Below are 20,300 nucleotides of genomic sequence, written 5' to 3'. Positions count from 1 at the left end.
GCAGTGCGCCTTTTATGGCCGAATAGCCATGGTTATCTTTGATTAGTCCGCTTGGATCAGCCCGCCGTTCGTGCCCGGCGTCCTTCGATCGGATATTGCGGATCGTTGTAGCCCGGCGTCGAGGGGTGGCCCGAGACGACGAGGCGGTCGATCAGGGCTTCATCTTCGGCGGTGAAGCGATAGTCGAGCGCGCGGACGTAATCGTCCCATTGTTCTTCGGTGCGCGGGCCTGCGATCACCGCGCTGACGAACGACGAGTTCAGCACCCAGGACACCGCGAACTGTCCGGCGGTGATGCCTTTGGACTCGGCGTGCTGCTTGATCTCCTGCGCCAGTTGCAGCGATTCCGGCCGCCACTCGGTCTGCATGATCCGCGTATCGTTGCGTCCTGCGCGGGTGTCCTTGTCGGGGACGGCGTCGGGGCGATATTTGCCGGTCAGCACGCCGCGCGCCAGCGGGCTGTAGGCGACGACGCCGAGGCCGTAATAGCCGCAGGCCGGAAAATGCTCCACTTCGGGCATGCGGTTCATCGCATTGTAATAAGGCTGGCTGACGATCGGCCGGTCGATGCCGAGCCGGTCGCAGATGTTGCAGATCTCGGCGACGCGCCAGGCGCGATAATTCGAAAGGCCGAAATAGCGCACCTTGCCTTGTCGGATCAGGTCGCTCATCGCGCGCACGGTCTCGTCGAGCGGCGTCGAATGGTCTTCCTTGTGCAGGTAATAGATGTCGATGTAATCGGTGCCGAGCCGCTTGAGGCTCTCGTCCGCGGCCTGCAACACCCAGCGGCGCGACAAGCCGCCGCGGTTGGGATCGTCACCCATCTGATTGGCGAGCTTGGTCGCGAGCACCCAGTTTTGCCGGCTGTTGGAAATCGCGCGGCCGACCACCTGCTCCGAATTGCCGGTTGAATAGGCGTCCGCGGTATCGATGAAATTGACGCCGGCCTCGCGCGCCTTGGCGATGATCCGCCCCGACGTGGCCTCGTCGGCGGGGCCGCCGAACATCATGGTGCCCAGACAGATCGGCGAGATTTTCAGGCCGCTGCGGCCGAGTTGACGATATTCCATCGGGTCGGTTTCCTTTTTTATCTTGCTGTCATTCCGGGATGGTCCGAAGGACCAGACCCGGAATCTCGAGATTCCGGGTTCGCACTTCGTGCGCCCCGGAATGACGGATGTTTTTATCGCTCGCTCTTCGTCATGACGACCAATGCTACGTTCCATCCTTCAATATCTTAAACACGCCGCTGGCCGTCACGATACAGCGCTCATTGGCGGTTATTTCCGTCGTGATGAAGACCAGGGTGCGGGTCACGCGCACCACGCGCGGCTTTGATATCAGGGTCTCGCCGATTTTGCCGCTGTCGACAAAATGCACGTCCATCTGGACCGTTGCCATCGTGGGCCGGCCCGAGACATAGCGCGCGGTCATGCCGCAGGAGCGGTCCGCGAACGTCATCAACAGGCCGCCCTGCACCCGGCCGCGGCGGTTATGATGCTTATCCTCTGTGATAAGCGCGTATTCATGCTCGCCGTTGACGAGGCGCTCCCACAGCGGCCCGACCAGATAGAGGAACCCTGAAGTTTCAACGAGGCTCCAGCCGGAGGCCTTGAGTGTCTCGGCTGTGTCGGTCATGTCAGGTCAATCCAGTGCAGCGATGAATTCAGCTCTCTGGTTATTTCATCAATCGCTGACGTGTTGTAGTCAAGCAGGATGAACCGGCCATTCGACGATACCACCCGGCGTAATATTGCAGGGCTCTGTGCGGGATTTGCACGGCTCCCCGCCAGCGAACCGGCGCCTGCGCTGAAACGCGCCGCCGTCGCGATCGTGCTGGTTGAAGCCGATGGCGCGCAAAGCGGCACGGCATTGTTGTTGACCTTGCGCGCCTCAAGTCTGCGCGCCCATCGCGGGCAATGGGCGCTGCCGGGTGGCCGCTGCGATGAAGGCGAGACGCCGATAGAGGCCGCGCTGCGCGAGCTTCACGAGGAGCTTGGCCTCGCGCTCGGCCCCGGCGATGTGCTGGGATTGCTCGATGATTATCCGACCCGGTCGGGATATCTCATCACCCCCGTCGTGTTGTGGGCGCATGTGAGCACCGCGATATTGCCCAACCCGGCCGAGGTCGCCTCGGTGCATCGAATTCCGCTGCGCGATATCGAGCAGGATGATGTTTTCGATTTCGTCGCGATTCCCGAAAGCGCGGGGCGCGTGATCCGCTTTCGCTATGAAAGTCAGTTCATCCACGCGCCGACCGCGGCGATGGTGTACCAGTTCCGCGAAGTCCTTGCGGGCCGCGATACCCGCGTGGCCGATCTGGAACAGCCGGTTTTCGCCTGGAAATAACCGCTTGCTCTCGCCGCTCCCGGAAAAGCCGGGTTGCGGATGCCGGGTTGCAGATCCCTTGGCTTTCGACGACGATGCGGCCCAATAAAAACAAGAATAACAGGATGGGAGTTTTCCGATGCGCCGCTGGAAAATCTTGCTCTGCACGCTCATCCCGGCGCTCGGTGCCTGCTGTGGCCTCGCCAGCGCGCAGGCGCAATCCTATCCGGACAGGCCCATCACGCTGGTGATTCCGTTTGCGCCGGGTGGCAGCACCTCGATTGTCGGACGCGTGATCGCCGACAAGATGAGCCGGTTGCTCGGCCAAGGCATCATCGTCGATAACCGCGCCGGCGCCGGCGGCACCTTCGGCACCAAACTCGTGGCCAAGAGCGATCCCGACGGCTACACCATTCTGCTCGGCTATACCGGCACGCTGGCGATCGGACCGTCGCTCTACAAGAATGTCGGCTATGATCCGCGCAGGGATTTTGCGCCGATCGGCATGATCGGCAATGCGCCCAATTCGCTGGTGGTGCATCCGTCGTTTCCGGTCGCCACCATCGCCGAATTGGTCGCGTTTGCGAAGGAGCATCCCGGCAAGGTCAATTTCGGCTCTGCCGGCGCCGGTACGGTCAGCCATATCACCGGCGAATATTTCGCTCGCGCCGCCGGCATCAAGTTGCAGCATATTCCCTATAAGGGCACCGGTCCGGCGCTGACCGATTTGTTGGGCGGACACATTCCGATGGCGTTCGCGCCGATTCCCGCCGCCCACGCCAACGTCTCGGCTGGATTGTTGCGCGCGCTGGCGGTGACGAGTTCGACCCGCAGCAGTCTGCTGCCGGAGGTGCCGACCATGTCCGAAGCCGGCGTACCCGGGTTCGATGCCTCGCTCTATTACGGACTGGTGGCGCCGGCCGGCACGCCGCGTCCGGTGATCGAGAGGCTCAACAAGGAGCTGCAGGCCGCGCTCGCCTCCGACGAGGTGAAGAAGCAACTCGGGCTCGACGGCACCGAGATCACGCCGGGAACGCCGGAGGAATATGCCGATTTCATCGACAAGGATGAAAGGAAATGGGCGGAACTCGTGAAAGCCAGCGGCGTCGAGCAGGAGTAGGGCCATTGCTGCGGCGATAAGCGCCGTTTCAGGGCTGACGTGTGCGCTCCGCCCTTGTTAGAACGATCCCATGCGCTCTCAGGTGATTCGCTCCGGCCCCTTATATTTTTCGCTCGCGCTGCTCGTAATCGCGCCGCCCGCGGCCGCGGTGGATGCGGGCGCGCTTCCGGCGGCGACCGCCGAGGCGATGGCGCAGGCCGCGTCGCCCCAGGCGATCGCGGAATATCGCCGCCGGCTTGCCGAATATCAGGAAGCACGTGCGGCGTTCGACGAGGAAGCCGGCGCCTATTGGAGTTCGATTTCCGAAAAACGCCGCGGCCGCAACGCCAAGCGGCGCGACCATCAGCCGATCACGCTCGATGATTATGTCCTGACCCAGGCGCCGCTTTATAACGGGCCGAAGCGGCCGGTGGATCCGTCGCCGCCGGAGCCGGATGAAAAGGCGCCGCGCCCGCGCAAGGCCATTCCTGTGGTGGCTGATCTCCTGAAGGCCGCTTCGGATGTTTTCCAGTTCGTGCCGCAGCGGCCGGCCAGCGAGATCGAATTCAAGCGCGCCTATGCCCGCGTCGCGTCAGCGGCGGGCCTCACCCGCGAGCAGGCGGTGCGGGTCTATTCCTTCGAAACCGGCGGCACCGGCAATTACGATGTGCAGGCGGGCATCGAGCATGGCGGCACCCGCGCCATCTCCACCGCGATGGGTTACAACCAGTTGCTCACCACCAACAGCGTCGAACTGGTTGCCGAGCAGGGCCACGAAATCCTGGCCGCGCTGACCGCCAAGGCCGCGCAATTGTCGGGCCCGGCGCGCAAGGCGATGGATACCAAGATCGCGGTGTTCAAGCGGATGCTGGCGGTGGCGCGCTCGGTGCCGGACGAGTGGGGACAGCACGAGAAAATTGGCGATAGCCCGCAGGGCTGGGCGATCCACGCCATGGTGCTCGACATCGATGTCGGCCCGCTGCTGCAGACCCACAAGCTCCTGACCTCGGTGATTTTCGCGCGCACCAAGGGCTATACCCGCCCGCTGAGCGCGGCCGAACTGGAGATGATGAATCTCACCGGCGACGGCACTGGTCTGGACATGGTGACGATGCCGCAGGCGATGCGCGAGCAGGTCCCGACCGCGAATTTCTTCCAGCGCGGCGGCTATGAGCGCAATCCAGTGGCGATCCGCCACAACACGGTGGCGAAACTGCTCGCCATCACCGACAGCCGGATGGACAGCAACAGCAATCAGCCCGGCGCCAAGGAAATGGCTTCGGTGTTTTGAGGAGTTACGCGGTTACGCAGTGTCGTGGCTTTCTTTCCCTCTCCCCTTGTGGGAGAGGGTGGACGCGATGCGAAGCAGCGCGGACGGGTGAGGGGTTCTTTCCGCGGACGCAGACCCCTCATCCGCCCTCGCTTCGCGAGGGCACCTTCTCCCACAAGGGGAGAAGGGACGAAGATCTCCTCAATTCGTCCCGAACATGAACTTGCCGTCGCCTTCAAGGTACGGTCCGGTCCGCATATAGAGCTGGCCATTATGCCCTATGAAAAACAGCGTACCCTTGGGCACCTTCTTCGCGCCCTTCAGCAGCGCACCCGCGTTGCTGGTCCCCATCTTGTAGGAGAAGGTCTTGCCATCCTTGTCGTAGCCGTAGCCCATGTCCGGCGACAGCTCCCAGGGCGTGGGCGCTGGGGCCTGGGCGAACGCCGGCCCTGTCAGCGTCGTCAGCGCCGCGGCTATCAAAATTGTTCTCGAAAATCGCGTCATCCCGCATCCTCCCGCATTCGGCCTTCGAAAAAATCTCGGCCTGTCCCGTTTTGAACAAATCACGAACATCGTCGTTCCGTCAATATGATGCGAGTGGCGTGTTTGACGCACCTTTTGAGACTTTGTGATTTCCTGCTTTCGACTTCGCGACTATCTTCCCTGCCAGAACCGGGTTCGCCGGAAGTGGGGGGATGATTCGAATGAACCAGTTTATGAAAATTTGTTTAGGCGGTGCGCTGATGGTTGTGACGCTGGCGCCGGTGGCCAGGGCCGATGATTTCAAGCTCAGCAATAACCAGAGAATTGCCTGCAGCCGCGGCCTTTCCGCCGGCAAGCTCAACACCGCGACCTGTAAATCCTATGCCTATCTCTTCAACGTCAAGACGTCGGAATATTTCCGCTGCTCGGTCAGCCTGGCGTTGACGCGGGACAATAAGGAAGTGATCAACGTCCAGACCGACGGCGGCTGTACCAAGAAGCCGCGCATCTTCGAGACCGATTCCAACTATTCGTTCGACGCGACCGAAACCGAACCGCCGAACACCAATTCGTTTTTCGGCCCCGGCGGCTACGCGATCTGGGCCAGCGACAATTCAGCGCAAAAAGTCCGCGGCTGCATCACCATCAGTTCAGGTCTCGGCTCCGACATTTCGAAATGCCTGGACATGACGTTTCAATGATTCCTTTTCTTCACCTCTCCCCTTGTGGGAGAGGTCGGATCACATCGCAGATGTGATCCGGGTGAGGGGTTCAGGTCTATCGATAGACTGCACCCCTCTCCCCAACCCTCCCCCACAAGGGGGGAGGGAGTTCACCGTCGGTGTCGCTGCAGATCAATTCAATTCCATTCCATCAAGTCTAATGACTCACGCGCGCGGAAGCCGGATGTCCCGGCACCTTGAAGCGCTTGCCGGTGTCGGTGACCTTGGTGCCGTTGACTCTCAGGATCGAGAAATCCTGGTCCACGTAATTGCCGGCCAGAATGTATTTGCCGTCGGGCGTGAACAACACCGCTTCCGGCAATCCGCCGACTTCGATGTCCTGGGTCTTGGTCACTTTCTTGCCGTCGATCTTCAGGATCGCGAGGCTGCCGTTCTTGTTGTAGAAATATGCTTTCTTGCTGGCATTGGAGCCGCGCAGGATCGCAGCTACCGCCAGATCGCCCTTTGGCGACATCGCGAGCCCCTCGGGACCGTCGCCGACCACCACCCGGTCGATGATCCGGGGCGGATTGGCTTCGAGGTCGATCACGCTGGTCGTATCGACGCTGCCGTCGGAAGCGCCGGAGTTGCCATTGTCGGAGGTCAGCGCGATTCTGCTGTTCGGCGTCACCACGACATTGTAGGGCCATTGTCCCGTCGCCAGATCGACCTTGTTGTAGGTCACCTTGCCGCCGTCGATATCGAGCACCGATACTTTATGCGCGGGAAATCGCACGGCCAGCGCGTGCTTGCCGTCAGGCGTGAACATCACATGCGCGACGCTGTCGGGAAAGCTGATGGTGTCGGTGACCTTGACGTCGGTGCCATTGACCGAGAGCACGCTGACCGAGTTGTCGCCGCGGTTGGCGACCAGCGCCATCTTGCCGGACGGACTGAAGTTCAGCCCTGACGGCTGCTTGCCGCCAGTGACGGTCGCGGCCAGCTTGGGCGGGTTGGCCTTGAGATCGATCACGAAGATCTTGTTATCAGGCACTTGCTTGAGCGCGTCACCGTCTTTGACGACGTCGACCGAATCCGCCACCAGCGCGACCGAACCTGTGGGGTCGATATCGACATTGACCGGAGGGCCGACGACCGAATTGGCCAGTGGCAGCGTCGCGACGATCTTGGGGTTTTCGGGATTGGCGAGATCGACGATCAAAACCGAATCCTTGCCGGGTGCGGCGAGAATCGTCTTGCCTTCGTCGTCCCATGTCACCTTCTCGTCGATGCCGACGATCATGAAGGGCGCGGCATGGACGAGACCGAGACCGGTGCTGCCGAGCAGGATGGCCGCTCCCAGCGATAGCCTCAAGGATATTCCAAAATTACGTGTGGCAGTCATTACAGCGTTCTCCCGGATAGACCGGCCTCTGTCGGGCCGGTTTGCCGTATCAGGATACGCGGGGAATCTGCTGGTTGCCAGAGCGAAGCGCTGCAGACGCCGGCCGTCACATCCGGTCGATTGGCCGCAACCCCGAATGGGTTGACCGCGGGGCTTCCTCCGGCCAATTTCGCGCCAACTCCAATTCCACCAACTCAGAGAGAGGTCGATGCAACGGCTCAAGGGCAAGACGGCGTTGGTGGTGGGAGCGGGCTCGATCGGGCCGGGCTGGGGCAATGGCAAGGCAACCGCCGTGACCTTTGCGCGCGAGGGGGCGCAGGTGTTTTGCGTCGATCGCAACGCCACGGCAGCCTCCGAGACCGCCGGCATCATTACCGGCGAGGGCGGCAAGGCGACCGCGTTTACGGCGGATGTTTCCCGCGCTGGCGATGTCGAAACGATGGTGGCGGCGTGTATCAAGGCCTATGGCCGTATCGACGTGCTCGACAACAATGTCGGCATTGCCGAGACCGGCAGCGTGGTCGATGTCCCGGAAGCGGATTGGGACCGCGTCTTCGCGGTCAATCTCAAAAGCGCCTTTCTCGCCATGAAGCATGTCATCCCCGTGATGGTGCGGCAGGGCGGCGGCTCGATCATCAATATTTCGTCGATCGCCTCGATCCGGCATCTTGGCATCTCCTACGTGACGTATGGAACGACCAAGGCCGCGATGAATCAGATGACGCGCACCACAGCGGTCGAATTCGCCGCGCAGAAAGTCCGGGTGAACGCGATTCTGCCCGGCCTGATGAAAACGCCGATGGTCGAACACTCCGCCGGGCTGGTCGCGAGCTATGCCAATGGCGATGTCGAGGCGATGTGGCGCGCGCGCGATGCGCAGGTGCCGATGGGGCATATGGGCGATGCCTGGGACGTCGCCAACGCGGCGCTGTTCCTGGCGTCGGACGAGTCGAAATACGTCACCGGTATCGAATTGGTGGTCGATGGCGGGATCACGCTGAAGGTGAGTTAAGATGTCCTCATGGTGAGGAGGCGCCCTTGCGCCGTCTCGAACCATGAGGTCCCACGCTACTCATCCTTCGAGACGCGCGCGAAGGGCGCGCTCCTCAGGATGAGGTCCATCCGCATGAGGTCGCACAAGTGAAGTGACGATTGTTAGGAATTCGATGCTGATCCGAAATTTGCTAATTGGCGTCTCTCTTGTGGTTGTGCTGCCCCATGCCGCCTTCGCCGCGGCCAGCGAAACCGCCGATCAGAAGGTCGATCCCGCGCCCTGCGTCGCCGCTGTGACCGCCAATGACGACGACCAGATCGTCGCCATTTGTAGCCCGCTGATCGACAGCGAAAAGACCGTGAAGGCCGATCGCATCAAGGCGTTGATCGCGCGCGCCGGAGTCTACGATCGCAAAGACCAGATCGACCGCGCGATCGGCGACTACGATACCGCGCTGCGGCTCGATCCGGCGATGGCCGACATTCTCAACGCGCGCGGAGAACTCAGGCGCAAGAAGGGCGACCGGCCCCGCGCGCTGGCCGATTTCTCGGCTGCCATCAAACTCGATTCCAGTCAGGTCGCCGCCAAAGCCAATTACAAAGCGCTGGCGCTGGAGGTGGAACGGCTCGGCGCGATGATCGCGGTCAACAACAAGCCGAGTTTCAATTGCGCCAATGCCAGGAAGCCGGTCGACAAGGCGATCTGCGGCAATCCCGAACTGGCCAATGTCGATCGCGAGATCAACGCAGTGAATACCAAGGTGGTCCGCCAGGCCACCAGCGCCAGCCCGCGCGCCGGCCGCGCCATGCAGCACGAACAGGATGACTTCATCGCCCGCCGCAACGCCGCGTTCGGCCGGCCGGATTACGACCTGCAAAAGGCGATGCGTGAGCGGCTCGACCATCTGCTGGCGGTCGAGCGGAACTAACTCTCCTTTCGAACCTCGGGCAGGGCTGCGGCGACCAAACGTCTGACGCGTTATTGCCGCGCCGCACACCCTTGTTTCGAGAGCCGACCATGCGATCTCTAGCCTCGCCATTTGTCGCAACCGCGGTGTTTGCCGCCATTGCCTTTTCCTCTATCGCAGCCGGCGCCGAACCGGCGGCCGAGCCGCCGGTCGTTTGCGCGCCGCTGAGCGTTGCCGTGCCCGCAAAATTGATTGAGAGCTGCACCGCGCTGATCGACAATCCGGGCACAACGGATACCGATCGGCTCGCAGCCATGGTCACGCGTGCCCTCGCGCTGCAAAACAGCGGCGAGACGACTAAGGCGCTGGCCGAAATCGATGCGGTCGTTGCCAGGGATCCCAATCTGGCGCGTGCGTTTCGTGTTCGCGGCGAAATCCTTCGCCAGAACGGCCAGACCCAGAGCGCCTTTGACGCGTTAAACCAGGCCATCAAGCTCGATCCGGACGCCGCCGAAGGCTATGAAAGCCGCGGCAACGTCTTCAACAACACCAAAAAATACGATCGTGCCATCGAGGATTATAACGAGGCGCTGCGCCTCAAGCCTGATTTCGCGCTGGCATTTTCGGATCGCGGCGCCGCCTGGTATTTCAAGGGCGAATATCAGAAGGCGATCGCCGATTACGACGAGGCTGTTCGCCTCGATCCGAACCGGGCGCAGACCTATACCAACCGCGGCTCTGCTTATCGCAAGCTTGGCCGTACAGATCGCGCGCTGCAGGACGATACCGCGGCAATCCGTATCGATCCGTCACGACCGGAATTCTTCGACAATCGTGGGCTGCATCTGGCCGGCAACGGCGACTACGCCGGTGCGATCGCCGATTATGACCAGGCAATCAAGCTTCGCCCCGATGCGGCATTCCTGACCAACCGCGGCGATGCGTATCAGGCCATGAAGGATTACGACCGCGCGATTGCGGATTACGATGCGGCGTTGAAACTGGATTCGAAATTTCAGCGCGCCTACAATAATCGCGGTGCGGCCTGGCGCGGCAAGGGCGATCGCAGCCGCGCGATGCAGGATTACGCGGAAGCCGTCCGGCTCAATCCCTCCGACGCCACCGCGGCTGCCAATTACAAGGAACTCGCGGTCGAAGCCGAGCGGCTGGGATCGCTGTCCTATCAGAAGAACCTGCCGAGCTTCAATTGCGCCACCGCGAAGCGGCAGGTGGAAAAGGCGATCTGCGCCGATCCCGGACTTGCCCAGCTTGATCGCAATATCAACGATGTATTTTTGAGGGTCATTGCGAGCGCGGAATCCGACAGCCATCGCGCGGCCCTGGCGCTGACCCAGCAGCAGCGCGACTTCATCGAAAAGCGCAACACCTCGTTCGGCCGCCGCGGCTATGATCTGCGCGAGGCGATGGAAGCGCGGCTGGACCGGCTGAACACGATTGCGAGGCAGTAGAAGTTTGTCGGGTGCGCTCCCTCTCCCGCTTGCGGGGAGGGCTATCGCATATGACTTTCCGCCGCGGTAATCGCCTGGGGCCTCATGGTTCGAGACGCCTCGAAGACGAGGCTCCTCACCATGAGGGTTCAAGATTTAGCCACACAGAAAGTCCTCATCCTGAGGGGACGCCGGAGGCGGCCGTCTCGAAGGATGGCCGCACAAAGACTGCAGGCCCAATCTCTTTCTTCATATGCTCCGCAAAACCCGCTGGTCGAGGGGAGGATAGAATTCCCCACCCGCCACGCTCCGCGTGGCGACCTCCCCCCGCACGCGGGAGAGGTAAGCGCAGTTGTCGCATCGTTTTCACCTTGAACTGCCGCCGCTTCCCGTGACAATGGCACCCGGGAGCAACGCCAATGAGCATCCAGGACAACAGCCGGTACCACGAGGTTCACGCCCGCTCGCTGCGGGATCCCTTGGGATTTTGGGGCGAGGCGGCGGCGGAGATCGACTGGATCGAGCCGGCGAAAAAGATCTTCGATCCGAGCCTCGGCCTGTACGGCCGCTGGTTCGCCGGCGCGGTGGTCAACACTTGTTACAACGCGCTCGACCGTCATGTCGCGGGTGGACGCGCCGATCAACCGGCGCTGATTCACGATTCGCCGCTGACCAATAGCGTCACCACATTCACCTATGCGCAGATGCTGCGCGAAGTGCAGACGCTGGCGGCCGTGATGGCCGATTTCGGCGTCGCCAAGGGCGACCGCGTCATCCTCTATATGCCGATGGTGCCGGAAGCCGTGGTCGCGATGCTGGCCTGCGCGCGGATCGGCGCGGTGCATTCGGTGGTGTTCGGCGGCTTCGCGGCCAAGGAATTGGCGACGCGGATCGAGGACGCCAAGCCGAAACTGATTCTTTCGGCGAGTTGTGGATTGGAGCCTGGCCGCATCGTTGCCTACAAGCCGCTGCTCGACGAGGCGATCAGGCTTTCCAGCGTCAAGCCGCAGGCCTGCATCATCCTGCAGCGACCGCAGCAAACCTGCGACCTGATCAAGGGACGCGATCACGACTGGGTCACCTTGCGCAGCGCCGCGCTCGCCGCCGGCAAGACCGCGGCTTGCGTGCCGGTCAGCGCCACCGATCCGCTCTATATCCTCTATACGTCAGGGACAACCGGAAAGCCGAAGGGCGTGGTGCGCGACAATGGCGGGCATCTGGTCGCGCTGAAATGGTCGATGTTCAATCTCTATGGCATCAAGCCCGGCGAGGTGTGGTGGTGCGGCTCCGATATCGGCTGGGTGGTCGGCCACAGCTATATCGTCTATGCGCCGCTGTTTCACGGCGCGACCTCGATCATGTATGAGGGCAAGCCGGTCGGTACGCCCGATGCCGGCGCGCTCTGGCGGGTGATCGCGCAACACAAGGCGGTGGCGCACTTCACCGCGCCGACGGCGTTTCGCGCCATCCGCAAGGAGGACCCGGTCGGCAAATTCATCCGCCAATATGATCTGTCGACATTCCGCACGCTGTTTCTGGCCGGCGAGCGCGCCGATCCGCCGACGGTGGAATGGGCCGAGCAGCAGTTGAAAGTCCCGGTGATCGATCACTGGTGGCAGACCGAAACCGGCTGGTGCATCGCCGGCAATCCGGTCGGGCTCGGCATGCTGCCGGTCAAGCACGGCTCGCCGACGGTGCCGATGCCGGGCTATCAGGTCGATGTCGTCGATGAAGCGGCAAGACCGTTGCCCGCCGATACGATGGGCTCGATCGTCATCAAGCTGCCGATGCCGCCGGCCTGTCTGCCGACATTGTGGGAGCAGGACGAGCGCTGCAGGGAAGCCTATTTCGACGAATTCCCCGGCTACTACAAAACCTCCGACGCCGGCTACAAGGACGCCGACGGCTATGTCTATGTAATGGGCCGCACCGACGACATCATCAATGTCGCTGGTCACAGGCTCTCCACCGGCGGCATGGAAGAGATTCTGGCGTCGCATCCGGATGTCGCCGAATGCGCGGTGCTCGGCGTCAAGGACGCGATCAAGGGCGAGGTGCCCTGCGGCTTCCTGGTGCTGAAGGCGGGCGTGTCGCGCAGCCCCGCCGAGATCGAAAAGGATATCGTGGCGCTGGTGCGCGAGAAGCTCGGCCCGGTCGCCGCCTTCAAGCTCGCGATCACCGTCGGCCGGCTGCCCAAAACCCGTTCCGGCAAGATCCTGCGCGGCACCATCAAGAAGATCGCCGACGGCGACCCCTGGACCATGCCCGCCACCATCGAGGACCCCAAAGTGCTGGACGAAATCGGCGAGGCGCTGAAAGGGCGGGTGTGAGATGCTCGACGCAGCTTTCTAACGACGATGGGAGCGCGCTCCCTCTCCCGCGTGCGGGGGAGGGCCGGGGTGGGGGTATCGCAGGTGTGCTGGTTGATAGAATTTCCCCCACCCGAAGCCTCCGGCTTCGACCTCCCCCGCAAGCGGGAGAGGTTAGCGAACTCGTTGACGGAGTGTTTCAACCATTCGTCATGCCCGGGCTTGACCCGGGCATCCATCCTCTTCAAGAAACGCCTTGTTTTCGATGGATTGCCGGGTCATTTAGCGTGAAGTCGCGCTTCGCGCTTTAGCCCGGCAATGACAGCAAGAACTCGACCGACGGGACATTGAATGCAGCCCAAACCCGCGAAACTCGCCACAGCCCTGATCGTCCTCGCTCTCGCGCTGTCCGCCTGCGCGCGTCGCGGCGAGTCCCCCACGTCGGGTACTCTCGGCGAAGACGACGACGCCTTCTGCCGCGCCAACAACGTCGCCGTCGGATCGTCCCAATATGTCGCCTGCCGCAAAGACCGCGACGCCCAGCGCGGCAACGCCGCCGCCCGCGCCGACAAGCGGCAGCGCGACCTCGGCGAATATATGCTGAACAATCCGAACAGGCCGTAGGGATTACACCGCATGGATATCAAGGTCAGAGACTCGAACGGCGCGCTTCTCGCCGAGGGCGACAGCGTGACGCTGATCAAGGATCTGAAGCTGAAAGGCTCGTCCACGGTGCTCAAGCGCGGCACCGTGATCAGGCATATTCACCTCACCGACAATGAGGGTGAGATCGAAGGCCGCACCGACAAGGTCAAGGGCCTGGTACTGCGGACGGAGTTTTTGAAGAAGGCGTGAGGATCCGATCAATCCACAAGCCGTCCTGCCCGGATTTGATCCGGGCATCCATCGAATCTTCGCAAAGAGTGCAGTCATGCAAGGGTCTATCCCGGTTGCGTACGCATTATACGCGTCCCGCAACCGAAAATACCCTCGGGAAACCTCGTGTCTCCCGGGAACGCTTTACTCGTCGTCCTGCTTCAAGAAACGCCTTGTTTTTGGCGGATTGCCGGGCGCGCGACCGTCTCAAACAGCGTAGAAGCATCGCATGATTCCGTGGTTGCAGATCGATACGACCCGAGTGCCCGGTGCCGACGTCGAACTTCGTTTGATGCGAAGGGGCGCCGAGTTCTCGATGAAACTCGGTCAGAACGAGTTGATGAACAGCCGTCTCAGCGGATCGGAGGAGGCGCTCGCGACGCTCGCCTGTCGAAGGATCGACGGCGTCGAGCGCCCGCATCTGTTGATCGGCGGACTGGGCATGGGCTTTACCTTGCGCGCCGCGCTCGCGGTGCTGGACGCGCAAGCACGGATTACTGTCGCTGAACTCGTCCCCGCTGTGATCGCGTGGGCGCGCGGGCCAATGGCCGAAATCTTCGGCGACTGCCTGAGCGATCCACGCGCCGACATCCGTGAAGCCGATGTGGTCGAAATCATCAAAGCGTCGCCATCGGCGTTCGACGCCATTCTGCTCGATGTCGATAACGGCCCGGAAGCATTGATCCGCAAGGCCAATGACGCCCTCTACGACCGCAAGGGATTGCAATCGATCCGCCGCGCGCTGCGGCCGGGTGGTGTCCTCGCGGTCTGGTCGTCCGGGCCAAATGCCGCGTTTTCGAAACGCCTTGCTGCAGCGGATTTCGAGGTCAATGAAGTTCGCTTGCGTGCAACGACCAAGCGCAGCGGCGCCCACCACGTCATCTGGTTCGCAATCAAGCCCCTGCCGGCCTCGCGCTAACGGCTAGCGCATTCGCAAGATGACGACCCGATCGCTTGTTATATTTGTCTTGTCCCGCAGTTCGGATACGTCCTTCTCCAGCACCGCCGGCCCTTTGTTGCCCCAGGCCGATCTGATGAAGGAAGCTAGCGCAGCAACGTCAGCATCGGACATTAGCACACGGAACGAAGACATCCTGTAGGGGTCGGGCGCTTCGTCTTTAACCACCCGGCCGGCTCCATTCAGGATGATATTGATGATCGACTCCGGGTCTTTGTCGATCACGTTGGGGTTGCCGGCGAGGGCAGCCATTTGGCCACCCTGGCCCCTGCCGTCATAGCCATGGCACCAGACGCAATTTTTTAGATATTGTATGGCGCCGGGGGACTTTCTTTCCGCGCTATGCAGATAATCAGTCGTCTTCGGATCATACACGTAGGTATTGGCGGCATTGCCGTTCGCTGGCGGAAGCGATTTCAGATAATGAGCGACGGCGCCGACATCGTCGTCGGTGAAATATTGCGTGCTGTTGTTGTACGCATCCGTCATCGATCCGTAGACGCTGGCGAAGTCGTTATGTCCGTCCTTCAGGAAGGCGACGATATCGGCTTCCGACCAGCGGCCGAGGCCGACGTCCATTTCGCCACGCAAGCTCGACGCCTTCCAGCCGTCCAAAAGCGCGCCCGATAGAAAGCGAGGGCTGTCTTCATTCAGGGCGACCTCCTGAAAGGCGAGGCCGCGTGGCGTATGACAAGATCCACAGTGTCCGGGCCCTTGAACGATGTAGGCGCCCCGATTCCATTTTTGGTCGCGATCGGTTTTCGGCGCATAGGTCTTCGGGTCGGCGAAAACCACATTCCACATTGCAAGCGGCCAACGCATATTCAGAGGCCACGAAATATCCGACGGCGTGTTGGCTTGTTCAACGGGGACCACGTGTTTGCTGAAATACGTGTAGAGCAGCTTTATCTCGTCATCGGAGAGCTTTGCGTAGGAAGGGTATGGCATTGCCGGATAGAGACGATGTCCGTCCTTGGCGATGCCGTGACGAACGGCATTGTCAAAATCCACCAAATCGTAAGTGCCGATGCCGGTCTTTGGATCAGGTGTGATGTTGGTTGAATAGATCGTGCCGAGGGGCGACCCCATCGCAAGGCCACCGGCGAACGGTTTTCCATTCGGAACGCTGTGGCAGGCAACGCAATCCGAAAGTCGCGTCGCGTATTCTGCCAGTTCCAACGAAGCGGCAGGAGTGGCGTCCGTTGTGCTCAACGTGCTTTTCGCCGGCCAGAGAATGGCAAAAGAAACGAAGCCGATGGCAAGGACCGCTACCACTGAAACGGCAATTATCAGCTTTTTCGCCATACGCGTCCCATCATCATTCTGGAGATCGTCAAATTCTGACCGCGGGACACATCCCGCGGCCAGTTGTTGATTACAGGTCAGTTCACCGCGAAGACATAGACGGCGCCGCCGGGCGGCACGTCCGGATACTTGCCCGGGAAGGTCTGGTTCAATCTGCCCTGCATGCGGGCGGCATCGACGCCCCAACCCGTCTGCACGGCAATGTACTGCTTGCCGTCCACCTCAAACGACACGGGAACGCCGTTAACCCCCGAGATCGTGGGATACTGCCACAGGATCTTTCCGGTCTTGGCGTCGAAGGCGCGGAACATGCGGTCGGTGGTGCCGCCGGAGAACAGCACGTCACCACCGGTCGCGAGGATCGGCCCCCAGTTCTCCGATGGCAGGTTGGTGGTCCAGGCTCGCTTGCCGGTGTCGAGATCCCATGCCTGCACTTCGCCGATGTGGTCCGCGCCGGCGCGTATCCGCAGCACGTTGTTGGTGACGCCGGTGTAGCGTTCTCCGACCACGTATTTCGGCACTTCCGCCGTCAACTCGGTGCAGAGGTTTTCGTTCGCCGGGATGTAAAGCAGCCGCGTCTTCGGGCTGTAGGCTGCCGGCGGCCAATCCTTCCCGCCCCACGTGCCGGGGCAGAACAAGGTCGTCTTGCCGGTCGTCGGCTTGTGTTCGGGATCGACGATGGGCCGCCCGGTCTGTGGATCGACGCCCTTGAAGACGTTGTGGCTGACGAAATTCTGCGCCGTGATGAAGTTGATCTTTCCATCCGTGCGCTCGAGCTGCCAGAGGTAACCATCCCGGGCGACGTCGACGAGGCCCTTCACGCTCTTGTCGCCGTGCTTGTAGTCGACGATGATCGGCGGCGAAACCTCGTCCCAGTCCCAGGAATCATTCTGGTGATACTGGAAGTGTCCCTTGATCGACCCTGTCTTGCCGTCGAGGGCGATCACCGACGAGGTATAGAGATTGTCGCCCGGGCGCTGGTCGCCCATCCACGGCCCGCCGTTTCCGGTGCCCCAATACGAGAGATTGGTCTCCGGATCGTAGGTTGCCGGCACCCAGATCGATGCGCCCCCGGTCTTCCACTGATCGCCGTTCGGCCACGTCTCGCTACCGGGCTGACCGGGCTCCGGCACAGCGAAGGTGCGCCAGGCTTCCTTGCCGGTCTCGGCATCGTACGCGGCCACGAAGCCGCGGATACCGAGTTCACCGCCCGACGTTCCCATGATGACCTTGCCGTCGGCGACGAGCGGCATGATCGAGGTGTAGTAGCCCTTGCGGTAGTCAGCGACCTTCGCGGTCCACGCTTCCTTGCCAGTCTTGGCGTCGAGCGCCACCAGCGTGGTGTCTGCCGATGCGAAGTAGACCTTGTCGCCGTAGAGTCCGACGCCACGGCTGGTCGGGTGCAGGTTCACCAGATCTTCCGGCAGCGGGCGCTTGTAGCGCCACAGCAGCGTTCCGGTCTTTGCCTCGATGGCGATCACCTGGTTGCCGGGTGTCGCGACGAACATCACGCCGTTATTGACGATGGGCGGCGCCTGGTGTCCCTCGACCTGGCCGGTGGCAAAACTCCACACGAGCTGGAGACGACCGGCGTTCTCCGGCGTGATCTGGGCGAGCGGGCTAAAACCCCATCCGTCATAGGTGCGCCGAAACAAGAGCCAGTTCGAATCTTCAGGCTTGCGCAACCGATCCGCGGTAACCGGCGAATAGTTCTGCAGCACCTGCGGCAATGGCACCGGACCCGCCGGCGGCGATGCCATCATTTCCTGCGCCGATCCACTCACGAGACCGGCAATCGTTATCACCGCAACGGCTGAAATGCCGTGCAGCCACCTCTTCGACCCAGACATGAACTCCTCCCTGCTTTTTTTTATTTGGGATTCATCGATCAGGACGATACGACACCGAGCCTCCCGATGAATGGCTTGGCGACGACAAGCTTGCCATCGACAATTTTGAGCGGAAGCGACGCCAGTGCGCGCATGGTCGGTCCATCCACGATCGCTGCCGCCTCGCGCGGATTGTAGCGAGAATTGTGACACGGACACTCGAGCATGAGTTGATCCGCCTGCCAGCCGGTAACTTCGCAGCCCGCATGCGGGCAGATCGCCGAATATCCGACAACGCCATCGGCGGCGCGCCCCTGCGTCGGCTGTTCGAGCGTGGCCGGATCGAGGCGGATCAGCAGCACCTTGTTGAGGCGCGATCCGTCGCGGATTGTTTTCGTGACTGGATCCATCGGCCAGGCGATCACCTGCGGAGCCGAGATATCATTTGGTCCGAGGGGGGTCGGAGGGCCATCGGTGCCAACCAGAAAGTCGCCTTCCTGAGGCCGCTCGTCGGCCGGCTCGGCGGCCGCAGCCGGCAAAGCTGTCGCAGCCACGAAGGCTGATCCCAGCAGCAGCACATCGCGGCGGCTCGTTACGCCATCGTCCGTGTTGCAACGGCACGAGCACTCGCACGCCTGATCACGATCGCTGGCAGCCGCCACGCCTCCCCGCTTTCTCCCGGCACGTGAACTGGCCGAGTTGCTGTTTGACGGCGCGTTGCACCGTCCGCGCAAAAGATCGTTGCAATTGCGCACCCCGTCAAGCGCACAAGCGGCGGAGCAGGATCGCATTTTCGCCCGGCCCGCGAAGAGAAGTCGCGTGGATTTCCGATGTTGGCACTGAACGGACCTGGCCGGGTAGCGGAGCGAAGTCTGCTTGTGGGGTAGAACAGACATGCCGCACTGGCGGGTCGAGGTCTCAGTTTGACCCAAAGGAGACATCACGGACTTCATATGTGCAGCGCTTAACGATGTCTGAATCAGGATAATTCGTCGATGCTTCTTAGCGAAGTTTTATCGGCTTCATCCTTAGGTAGCAGGCGACCTGAGTATCGGGAGTGATCACAATGACGTTCGGCAAGCGCCAATCTGGAGTTGGGGCCGCTGCACAAGCGCTTAATGTCGACATGGCTGTCCCACAGAGCCGGGTCGTCACCGAGGCCGCCCGGGCGACAGGTAGCCCGGTTCGTTGGCTCATCGTGCTGATTGCTTGTGGAGCGGCGCTTTACGGACTGTTTGTGAACTATGCTCCAAACATCCTGCGCGACCATCGGCTGGCCGGAACATGGCAACCAGCATATGACTTGCGCGCCATGGAAGGAAAGTGCGAGCGAACAAACTTCATTATCGCCTTTTGCAATGCCAAAATCAAATCGGTCGCCATGCCTGATCAAGCGCCAATCGCTGTTAGTTTCATGATGCTTTTTTCGGGCGGTGGTGGGGAGGCTCTGGTGCCGGTGCGCTCAACGATCGACCGCACGGCGGTTTCGATCTTCTACTCGGCGGAAACAAAGCTTTTGAACCGTACGCTGTCGTTTATTTCCGCGGCGGGTATGCTGACTCTAACTGGAGTCGTTGCGCTGTTCCTACTCTATAAAGCGGTCAATTCGTGATGGCTATCTTCTGATTGCGATGTACCTTCCGTGACGTTTATTAAGCACACCTCAGGATCTATTGGCAGTGCTACGCAAGTGCACTCCCTTTCTGGATTGAGTAAGTAGACTATGTCCTGGCTCAGGATTCTTGGCAGCATCTGCTGCATCTTGCTCTTTTGGGCCTTTTTCCAATTGCCTTCCGGCTCAGGAGACGTGGCCTCTCGACAGATCTTGTCCATCAGCGAAGAGCCGAACCGCATCGTGCTCGGCTGGAGCGGGCCTGTGCAGGAACCGATGAGCGAGCGCGTCGCCGCTGCCATCGATCGTTACAAGGGGGATCGACGTCGGCTCGTCCTCATGCTCAATTCGCCGGGCGGCTCGATCGAACACGGGCGCAAAGTCGTCGCCGTGATCCGTGCGCGTGATCGTGCGATTGATACACTCGTCCAAAAGGCCGGTGTTTGCGCCTCAATGTGTGTTCCGATTTTTCTCGCTGGCACTGAGCGCATGGCCGATCCCGAAGCCTACTTTATGTTTCACCAGGCCAGCTTGAACAGTAGCGCCAGCGGAAACATGAAGCGACAGGAACTCAGCGACTCCGAGAAAGCCCTCTTATCGCAAGCTATCAAGAAGATCGAGACTCGAGTCACTGACGAGTTCTTCCGTAGCGATATCGGCATCCGCGGCGTGAGCTCGGTCTGGCTTACCAGGATGCGTGAAAAAATCGCAGGCCATGATATCTGGATGAGTGGTCAGCAGCTCGTAGATGAGGGCTCCGGCATCGTGGATGATCTCATTCGCACATCTGCTCGTTAGCGTAGTCATTCTAGTGC

Annotated in this window: 20 protein-coding genes; 13 read left to right on the top strand and 7 right to left on the bottom strand. The window is 61.4% G+C overall.

Annotated features, from left to right (window positions below; genetic code table 11):
* Positions 1–56: 56 nt before the first annotated feature.
* Entirely contained in the window at positions 57–1,070 is a 1,014-nt protein-coding gene (locus HB676_RS20270; RefSeq protein ID WP_213739811.1) for an aldo/keto reductase, read from the bottom strand.
* A 145-nt stretch (positions 1,071–1,215) separates the two neighbouring features.
* Positions 1,216–1,638, bottom strand: coding sequence for a PaaI family thioesterase (locus HB676_RS20265; protein WP_213739810.1), 423 nt, complete (start codon positions 1,636–1,638; stop codon positions 1,216–1,218).
* A gap of 78 nt (positions 1,639–1,716) precedes the next feature.
* Here HB676_RS20265 and HB676_RS20260 point away from each other — a divergent pair, with 78 nt between their 5' ends.
* The 3 genes from HB676_RS20260 to HB676_RS20250 all read left to right on the top strand — a co-directional run bounded on the left by HB676_RS20260 (position 1,717) and on the right by HB676_RS20250 (position 4,718).
* Complete coding sequence (locus HB676_RS20260; protein ID WP_213739809.1) at positions 1,717–2,349, top strand: CoA pyrophosphatase; 633 nt, start codon at positions 1,717–1,719, stop codon at positions 2,347–2,349.
* A gap of 118 nt (positions 2,350–2,467) precedes the next feature.
* Positions 2,468–3,448, top strand: coding sequence for a tripartite tricarboxylate transporter substrate binding protein (locus HB676_RS20255; protein ID WP_213739808.1), 981 nt, complete (start codon positions 2,468–2,470; stop codon positions 3,446–3,448).
* 70 nt (positions 3,449–3,518) lie between these two features.
* Complete coding sequence (locus tag HB676_RS20250; protein ID WP_213739807.1) at positions 3,519–4,718, top strand: hypothetical protein; 1,200 nt, start codon at positions 3,519–3,521, stop codon at positions 4,716–4,718.
* 180 nt (positions 4,719–4,898) lie between these two features.
* Here HB676_RS20250 and HB676_RS20245 read toward each other — a convergent pair whose 3' ends face one another.
* Positions 4,899–5,201, bottom strand: coding sequence for a hypothetical protein (locus HB676_RS20245; RefSeq protein ID WP_213739805.1), 303 nt, complete (start codon positions 5,199–5,201; stop codon positions 4,899–4,901).
* Between the two features lie 191 nt (positions 5,202–5,392).
* Between HB676_RS20245 and HB676_RS20240 the strand changes: the two genes are divergently transcribed.
* Positions 5,393–5,881, top strand: a complete 489-nt coding sequence (locus HB676_RS20240) for a hypothetical protein (protein WP_213739804.1) — start codon at positions 5,393–5,395, stop codon at positions 5,879–5,881.
* Positions 5,882–6,059: 178 nt separating this feature from the next.
* Here the strand turns inward: HB676_RS20240 and HB676_RS20235 are convergent, their stop codons facing one another.
* A complete protein-coding gene (locus HB676_RS20235; protein ID WP_249780357.1) occupies positions 6,060–7,247 on the bottom strand; it encodes a beta-propeller fold lactonase family protein in 1,188 nt (395 codons plus the stop codon).
* A 208-nt stretch (positions 7,248–7,455) separates the two neighbouring features.
* Here HB676_RS20235 and HB676_RS20230 point away from each other — a divergent pair, with 208 nt between their 5' ends.
* From HB676_RS20230 to HB676_RS20200, 7 genes are all read left to right on the top strand, one after another.
* The gene (locus HB676_RS20230) at positions 7,456–8,259 is read left to right on the top strand and encodes a glucose 1-dehydrogenase (RefSeq protein ID WP_213739802.1); all 804 of its coding nucleotides are present in this window, start codon (positions 7,456–7,458) and stop codon (positions 8,257–8,259) included.
* A gap of 154 nt (positions 8,260–8,413) precedes the next feature.
* Complete coding sequence (locus tag HB676_RS20225) at positions 8,414–9,169, top strand: hypothetical protein (protein ID WP_213739800.1); 756 nt, start codon at positions 8,414–8,416, stop codon at positions 9,167–9,169.
* A gap of 89 nt (positions 9,170–9,258) precedes the next feature.
* A complete protein-coding gene (locus HB676_RS20220; RefSeq protein ID WP_213739798.1) occupies positions 9,259–10,617 on the top strand; it encodes a tetratricopeptide repeat protein in 1,359 nt (452 codons plus the stop codon).
* A 398-nt stretch (positions 10,618–11,015) separates the two neighbouring features.
* Positions 11,016–12,926, top strand: coding sequence for a propionyl-CoA synthetase (locus HB676_RS20215; RefSeq protein ID WP_213739796.1), 1,911 nt, complete (start codon positions 11,016–11,018; stop codon positions 12,924–12,926).
* Positions 12,927–13,256: 330 nt separating this feature from the next.
* Positions 13,257–13,529, top strand: coding sequence for a hypothetical protein (locus HB676_RS20210; RefSeq protein WP_213739794.1), 273 nt, complete (start codon positions 13,257–13,259; stop codon positions 13,527–13,529).
* 12 nt (positions 13,530–13,541) lie between these two features.
* Positions 13,542–13,760, top strand: coding sequence for an alkylphosphonate utilization protein (locus tag HB676_RS20205; RefSeq protein ID WP_213739792.1), 219 nt, complete (start codon positions 13,542–13,544; stop codon positions 13,758–13,760).
* A gap of 250 nt (positions 13,761–14,010) precedes the next feature.
* Entirely contained in the window at positions 14,011–14,700 is a 690-nt protein-coding gene (locus tag HB676_RS20200) for a spermidine synthase (RefSeq protein WP_213739790.1), read from the top strand.
* 3 nt (positions 14,701–14,703) lie between these two features.
* Here the strand turns inward: HB676_RS20200 and HB676_RS20195 are convergent, their stop codons facing one another.
* The 3 genes from HB676_RS20195 to HB676_RS20185 form a co-directional block, all read right to left on the bottom strand.
* Positions 14,704–16,044 (bottom strand): cytochrome c, encoded by a 1,341-nt coding sequence (locus tag HB676_RS20195; protein WP_213739788.1) that lies wholly within the window; start codon positions 16,042–16,044, stop codon positions 14,704–14,706.
* A gap of 77 nt (positions 16,045–16,121) precedes the next feature.
* Entirely contained in the window at positions 16,122–17,894 is a 1,773-nt protein-coding gene (locus tag HB676_RS20190; RefSeq protein ID WP_249780356.1) for a PQQ-dependent dehydrogenase, methanol/ethanol family, read from the bottom strand.
* Between the two features lie 38 nt (positions 17,895–17,932).
* Positions 17,933–18,427 (bottom strand): Rieske (2Fe-2S) protein, encoded by a 495-nt coding sequence (locus HB676_RS20185; protein ID WP_346347387.1) that lies wholly within the window; start codon positions 18,425–18,427, stop codon positions 17,933–17,935.
* 512 nt (positions 18,428–18,939) lie between these two features.
* On the opposite strand from HB676_RS20185, the gene HB676_RS20180 reads away from it, so the two are divergent.
* Complete coding sequence (locus tag HB676_RS20180; RefSeq protein WP_213739786.1) at positions 18,940–19,485, top strand: hypothetical protein; 546 nt, start codon at positions 18,940–18,942, stop codon at positions 19,483–19,485.
* A 213-nt stretch (positions 19,486–19,698) separates the two neighbouring features.
* A complete protein-coding gene (locus tag HB676_RS20175; RefSeq protein ID WP_249780355.1) occupies positions 19,699–20,283 on the top strand; it encodes an ATP-dependent Clp protease proteolytic subunit in 585 nt (194 codons plus the stop codon).
* Positions 20,284–20,300: the final 17 nt, after the last annotated feature.

The organism is Bradyrhizobium sp. dw_411 (assembly GCF_018449695.1).
Lineage (GTDB): Bacteria > Pseudomonadota > Alphaproteobacteria > Rhizobiales > Xanthobacteraceae > Bradyrhizobium.
This window is presented reverse-complemented; position numbering and strand designations above follow the sequence as displayed.

What these genes read in the sequence shown, in the direction of transcription:
- HB676_RS20240 (WP_213739804.1), top strand. Translation starts at nt 5,393, where the DNA reads ATGATTCGAATGAACCAGTTTATGAAAATTTGTTTAGGCGGTGCGCTG.
- HB676_RS20180 (WP_213739786.1), top strand. Translation starts at nt 18,940, where the DNA reads ATGACGTTCGGCAAGCGCCAATCTGGAGTTGGGGCCGCTGCACAAGCG.
- HB676_RS20260 (WP_213739809.1), top strand. Translation starts at nt 1,717, where the DNA reads ATGAACCGGCCATTCGACGATACCACCCGGCGTAATATTGCAGGGCTC.
- HB676_RS20210 (WP_213739794.1), top strand. Translation starts at nt 13,257, where the DNA reads ATGCAGCCCAAACCCGCGAAACTCGCCACAGCCCTGATCGTCCTCGCT.
- HB676_RS20195 (WP_213739788.1), bottom strand. Translation starts at nt 16,044, where the DNA reads ATGGCGAAAAAGCTGATAATTGCCGTTTCAGTGGTAGCGGTCCTTGCC.
- HB676_RS20255 (WP_213739808.1), top strand. Translation starts at nt 2,468, where the DNA reads ATGCGCCGCTGGAAAATCTTGCTCTGCACGCTCATCCCGGCGCTCGGT.
- HB676_RS20250 (WP_213739807.1), top strand. Translation starts at nt 3,519, where the DNA reads ATGCGCTCTCAGGTGATTCGCTCCGGCCCCTTATATTTTTCGCTCGCG.
- HB676_RS20230 (WP_213739802.1), top strand. Translation starts at nt 7,456, where the DNA reads ATGCAACGGCTCAAGGGCAAGACGGCGTTGGTGGTGGGAGCGGGCTCG.
- HB676_RS20215 (WP_213739796.1), top strand. Translation starts at nt 11,016, where the DNA reads ATGAGCATCCAGGACAACAGCCGGTACCACGAGGTTCACGCCCGCTCG.
- HB676_RS20245 (WP_213739805.1), bottom strand. Translation starts at nt 5,201, where the DNA reads ATGACGCGATTTTCGAGAACAATTTTGATAGCCGCGGCGCTGACGACG.
- HB676_RS20270 (WP_213739811.1), bottom strand. Translation starts at nt 1,070, where the DNA reads ATGGAATATCGTCAACTCGGCCGCAGCGGCCTGAAAATCTCGCCGATC.
- HB676_RS20205 (WP_213739792.1), top strand. Translation starts at nt 13,542, where the DNA reads ATGGATATCAAGGTCAGAGACTCGAACGGCGCGCTTCTCGCCGAGGGC.
- HB676_RS20225 (WP_213739800.1), top strand. Translation starts at nt 8,414, where the DNA reads ATGCTGATCCGAAATTTGCTAATTGGCGTCTCTCTTGTGGTTGTGCTG.
- HB676_RS20265 (WP_213739810.1), bottom strand. Translation starts at nt 1,638, where the DNA reads ATGACCGACACAGCCGAGACACTCAAGGCCTCCGGCTGGAGCCTCGTT.
- HB676_RS20220 (WP_213739798.1), top strand. Translation starts at nt 9,259, where the DNA reads ATGCGATCTCTAGCCTCGCCATTTGTCGCAACCGCGGTGTTTGCCGCC.
- HB676_RS20190 (WP_249780356.1), bottom strand. Translation starts at nt 17,894, where the DNA reads ATGTCTGGGTCGAAGAGGTGGCTGCACGGCATTTCAGCCGTTGCGGTG.
- HB676_RS20200 (WP_213739790.1), top strand. Translation starts at nt 14,011, where the DNA reads ATGATTCCGTGGTTGCAGATCGATACGACCCGAGTGCCCGGTGCCGAC.
- HB676_RS20235 (WP_249780357.1), bottom strand. Translation starts at nt 7,247, where the DNA reads ATGACTGCCACACGTAATTTTGGAATATCCTTGAGGCTATCGCTGGGA.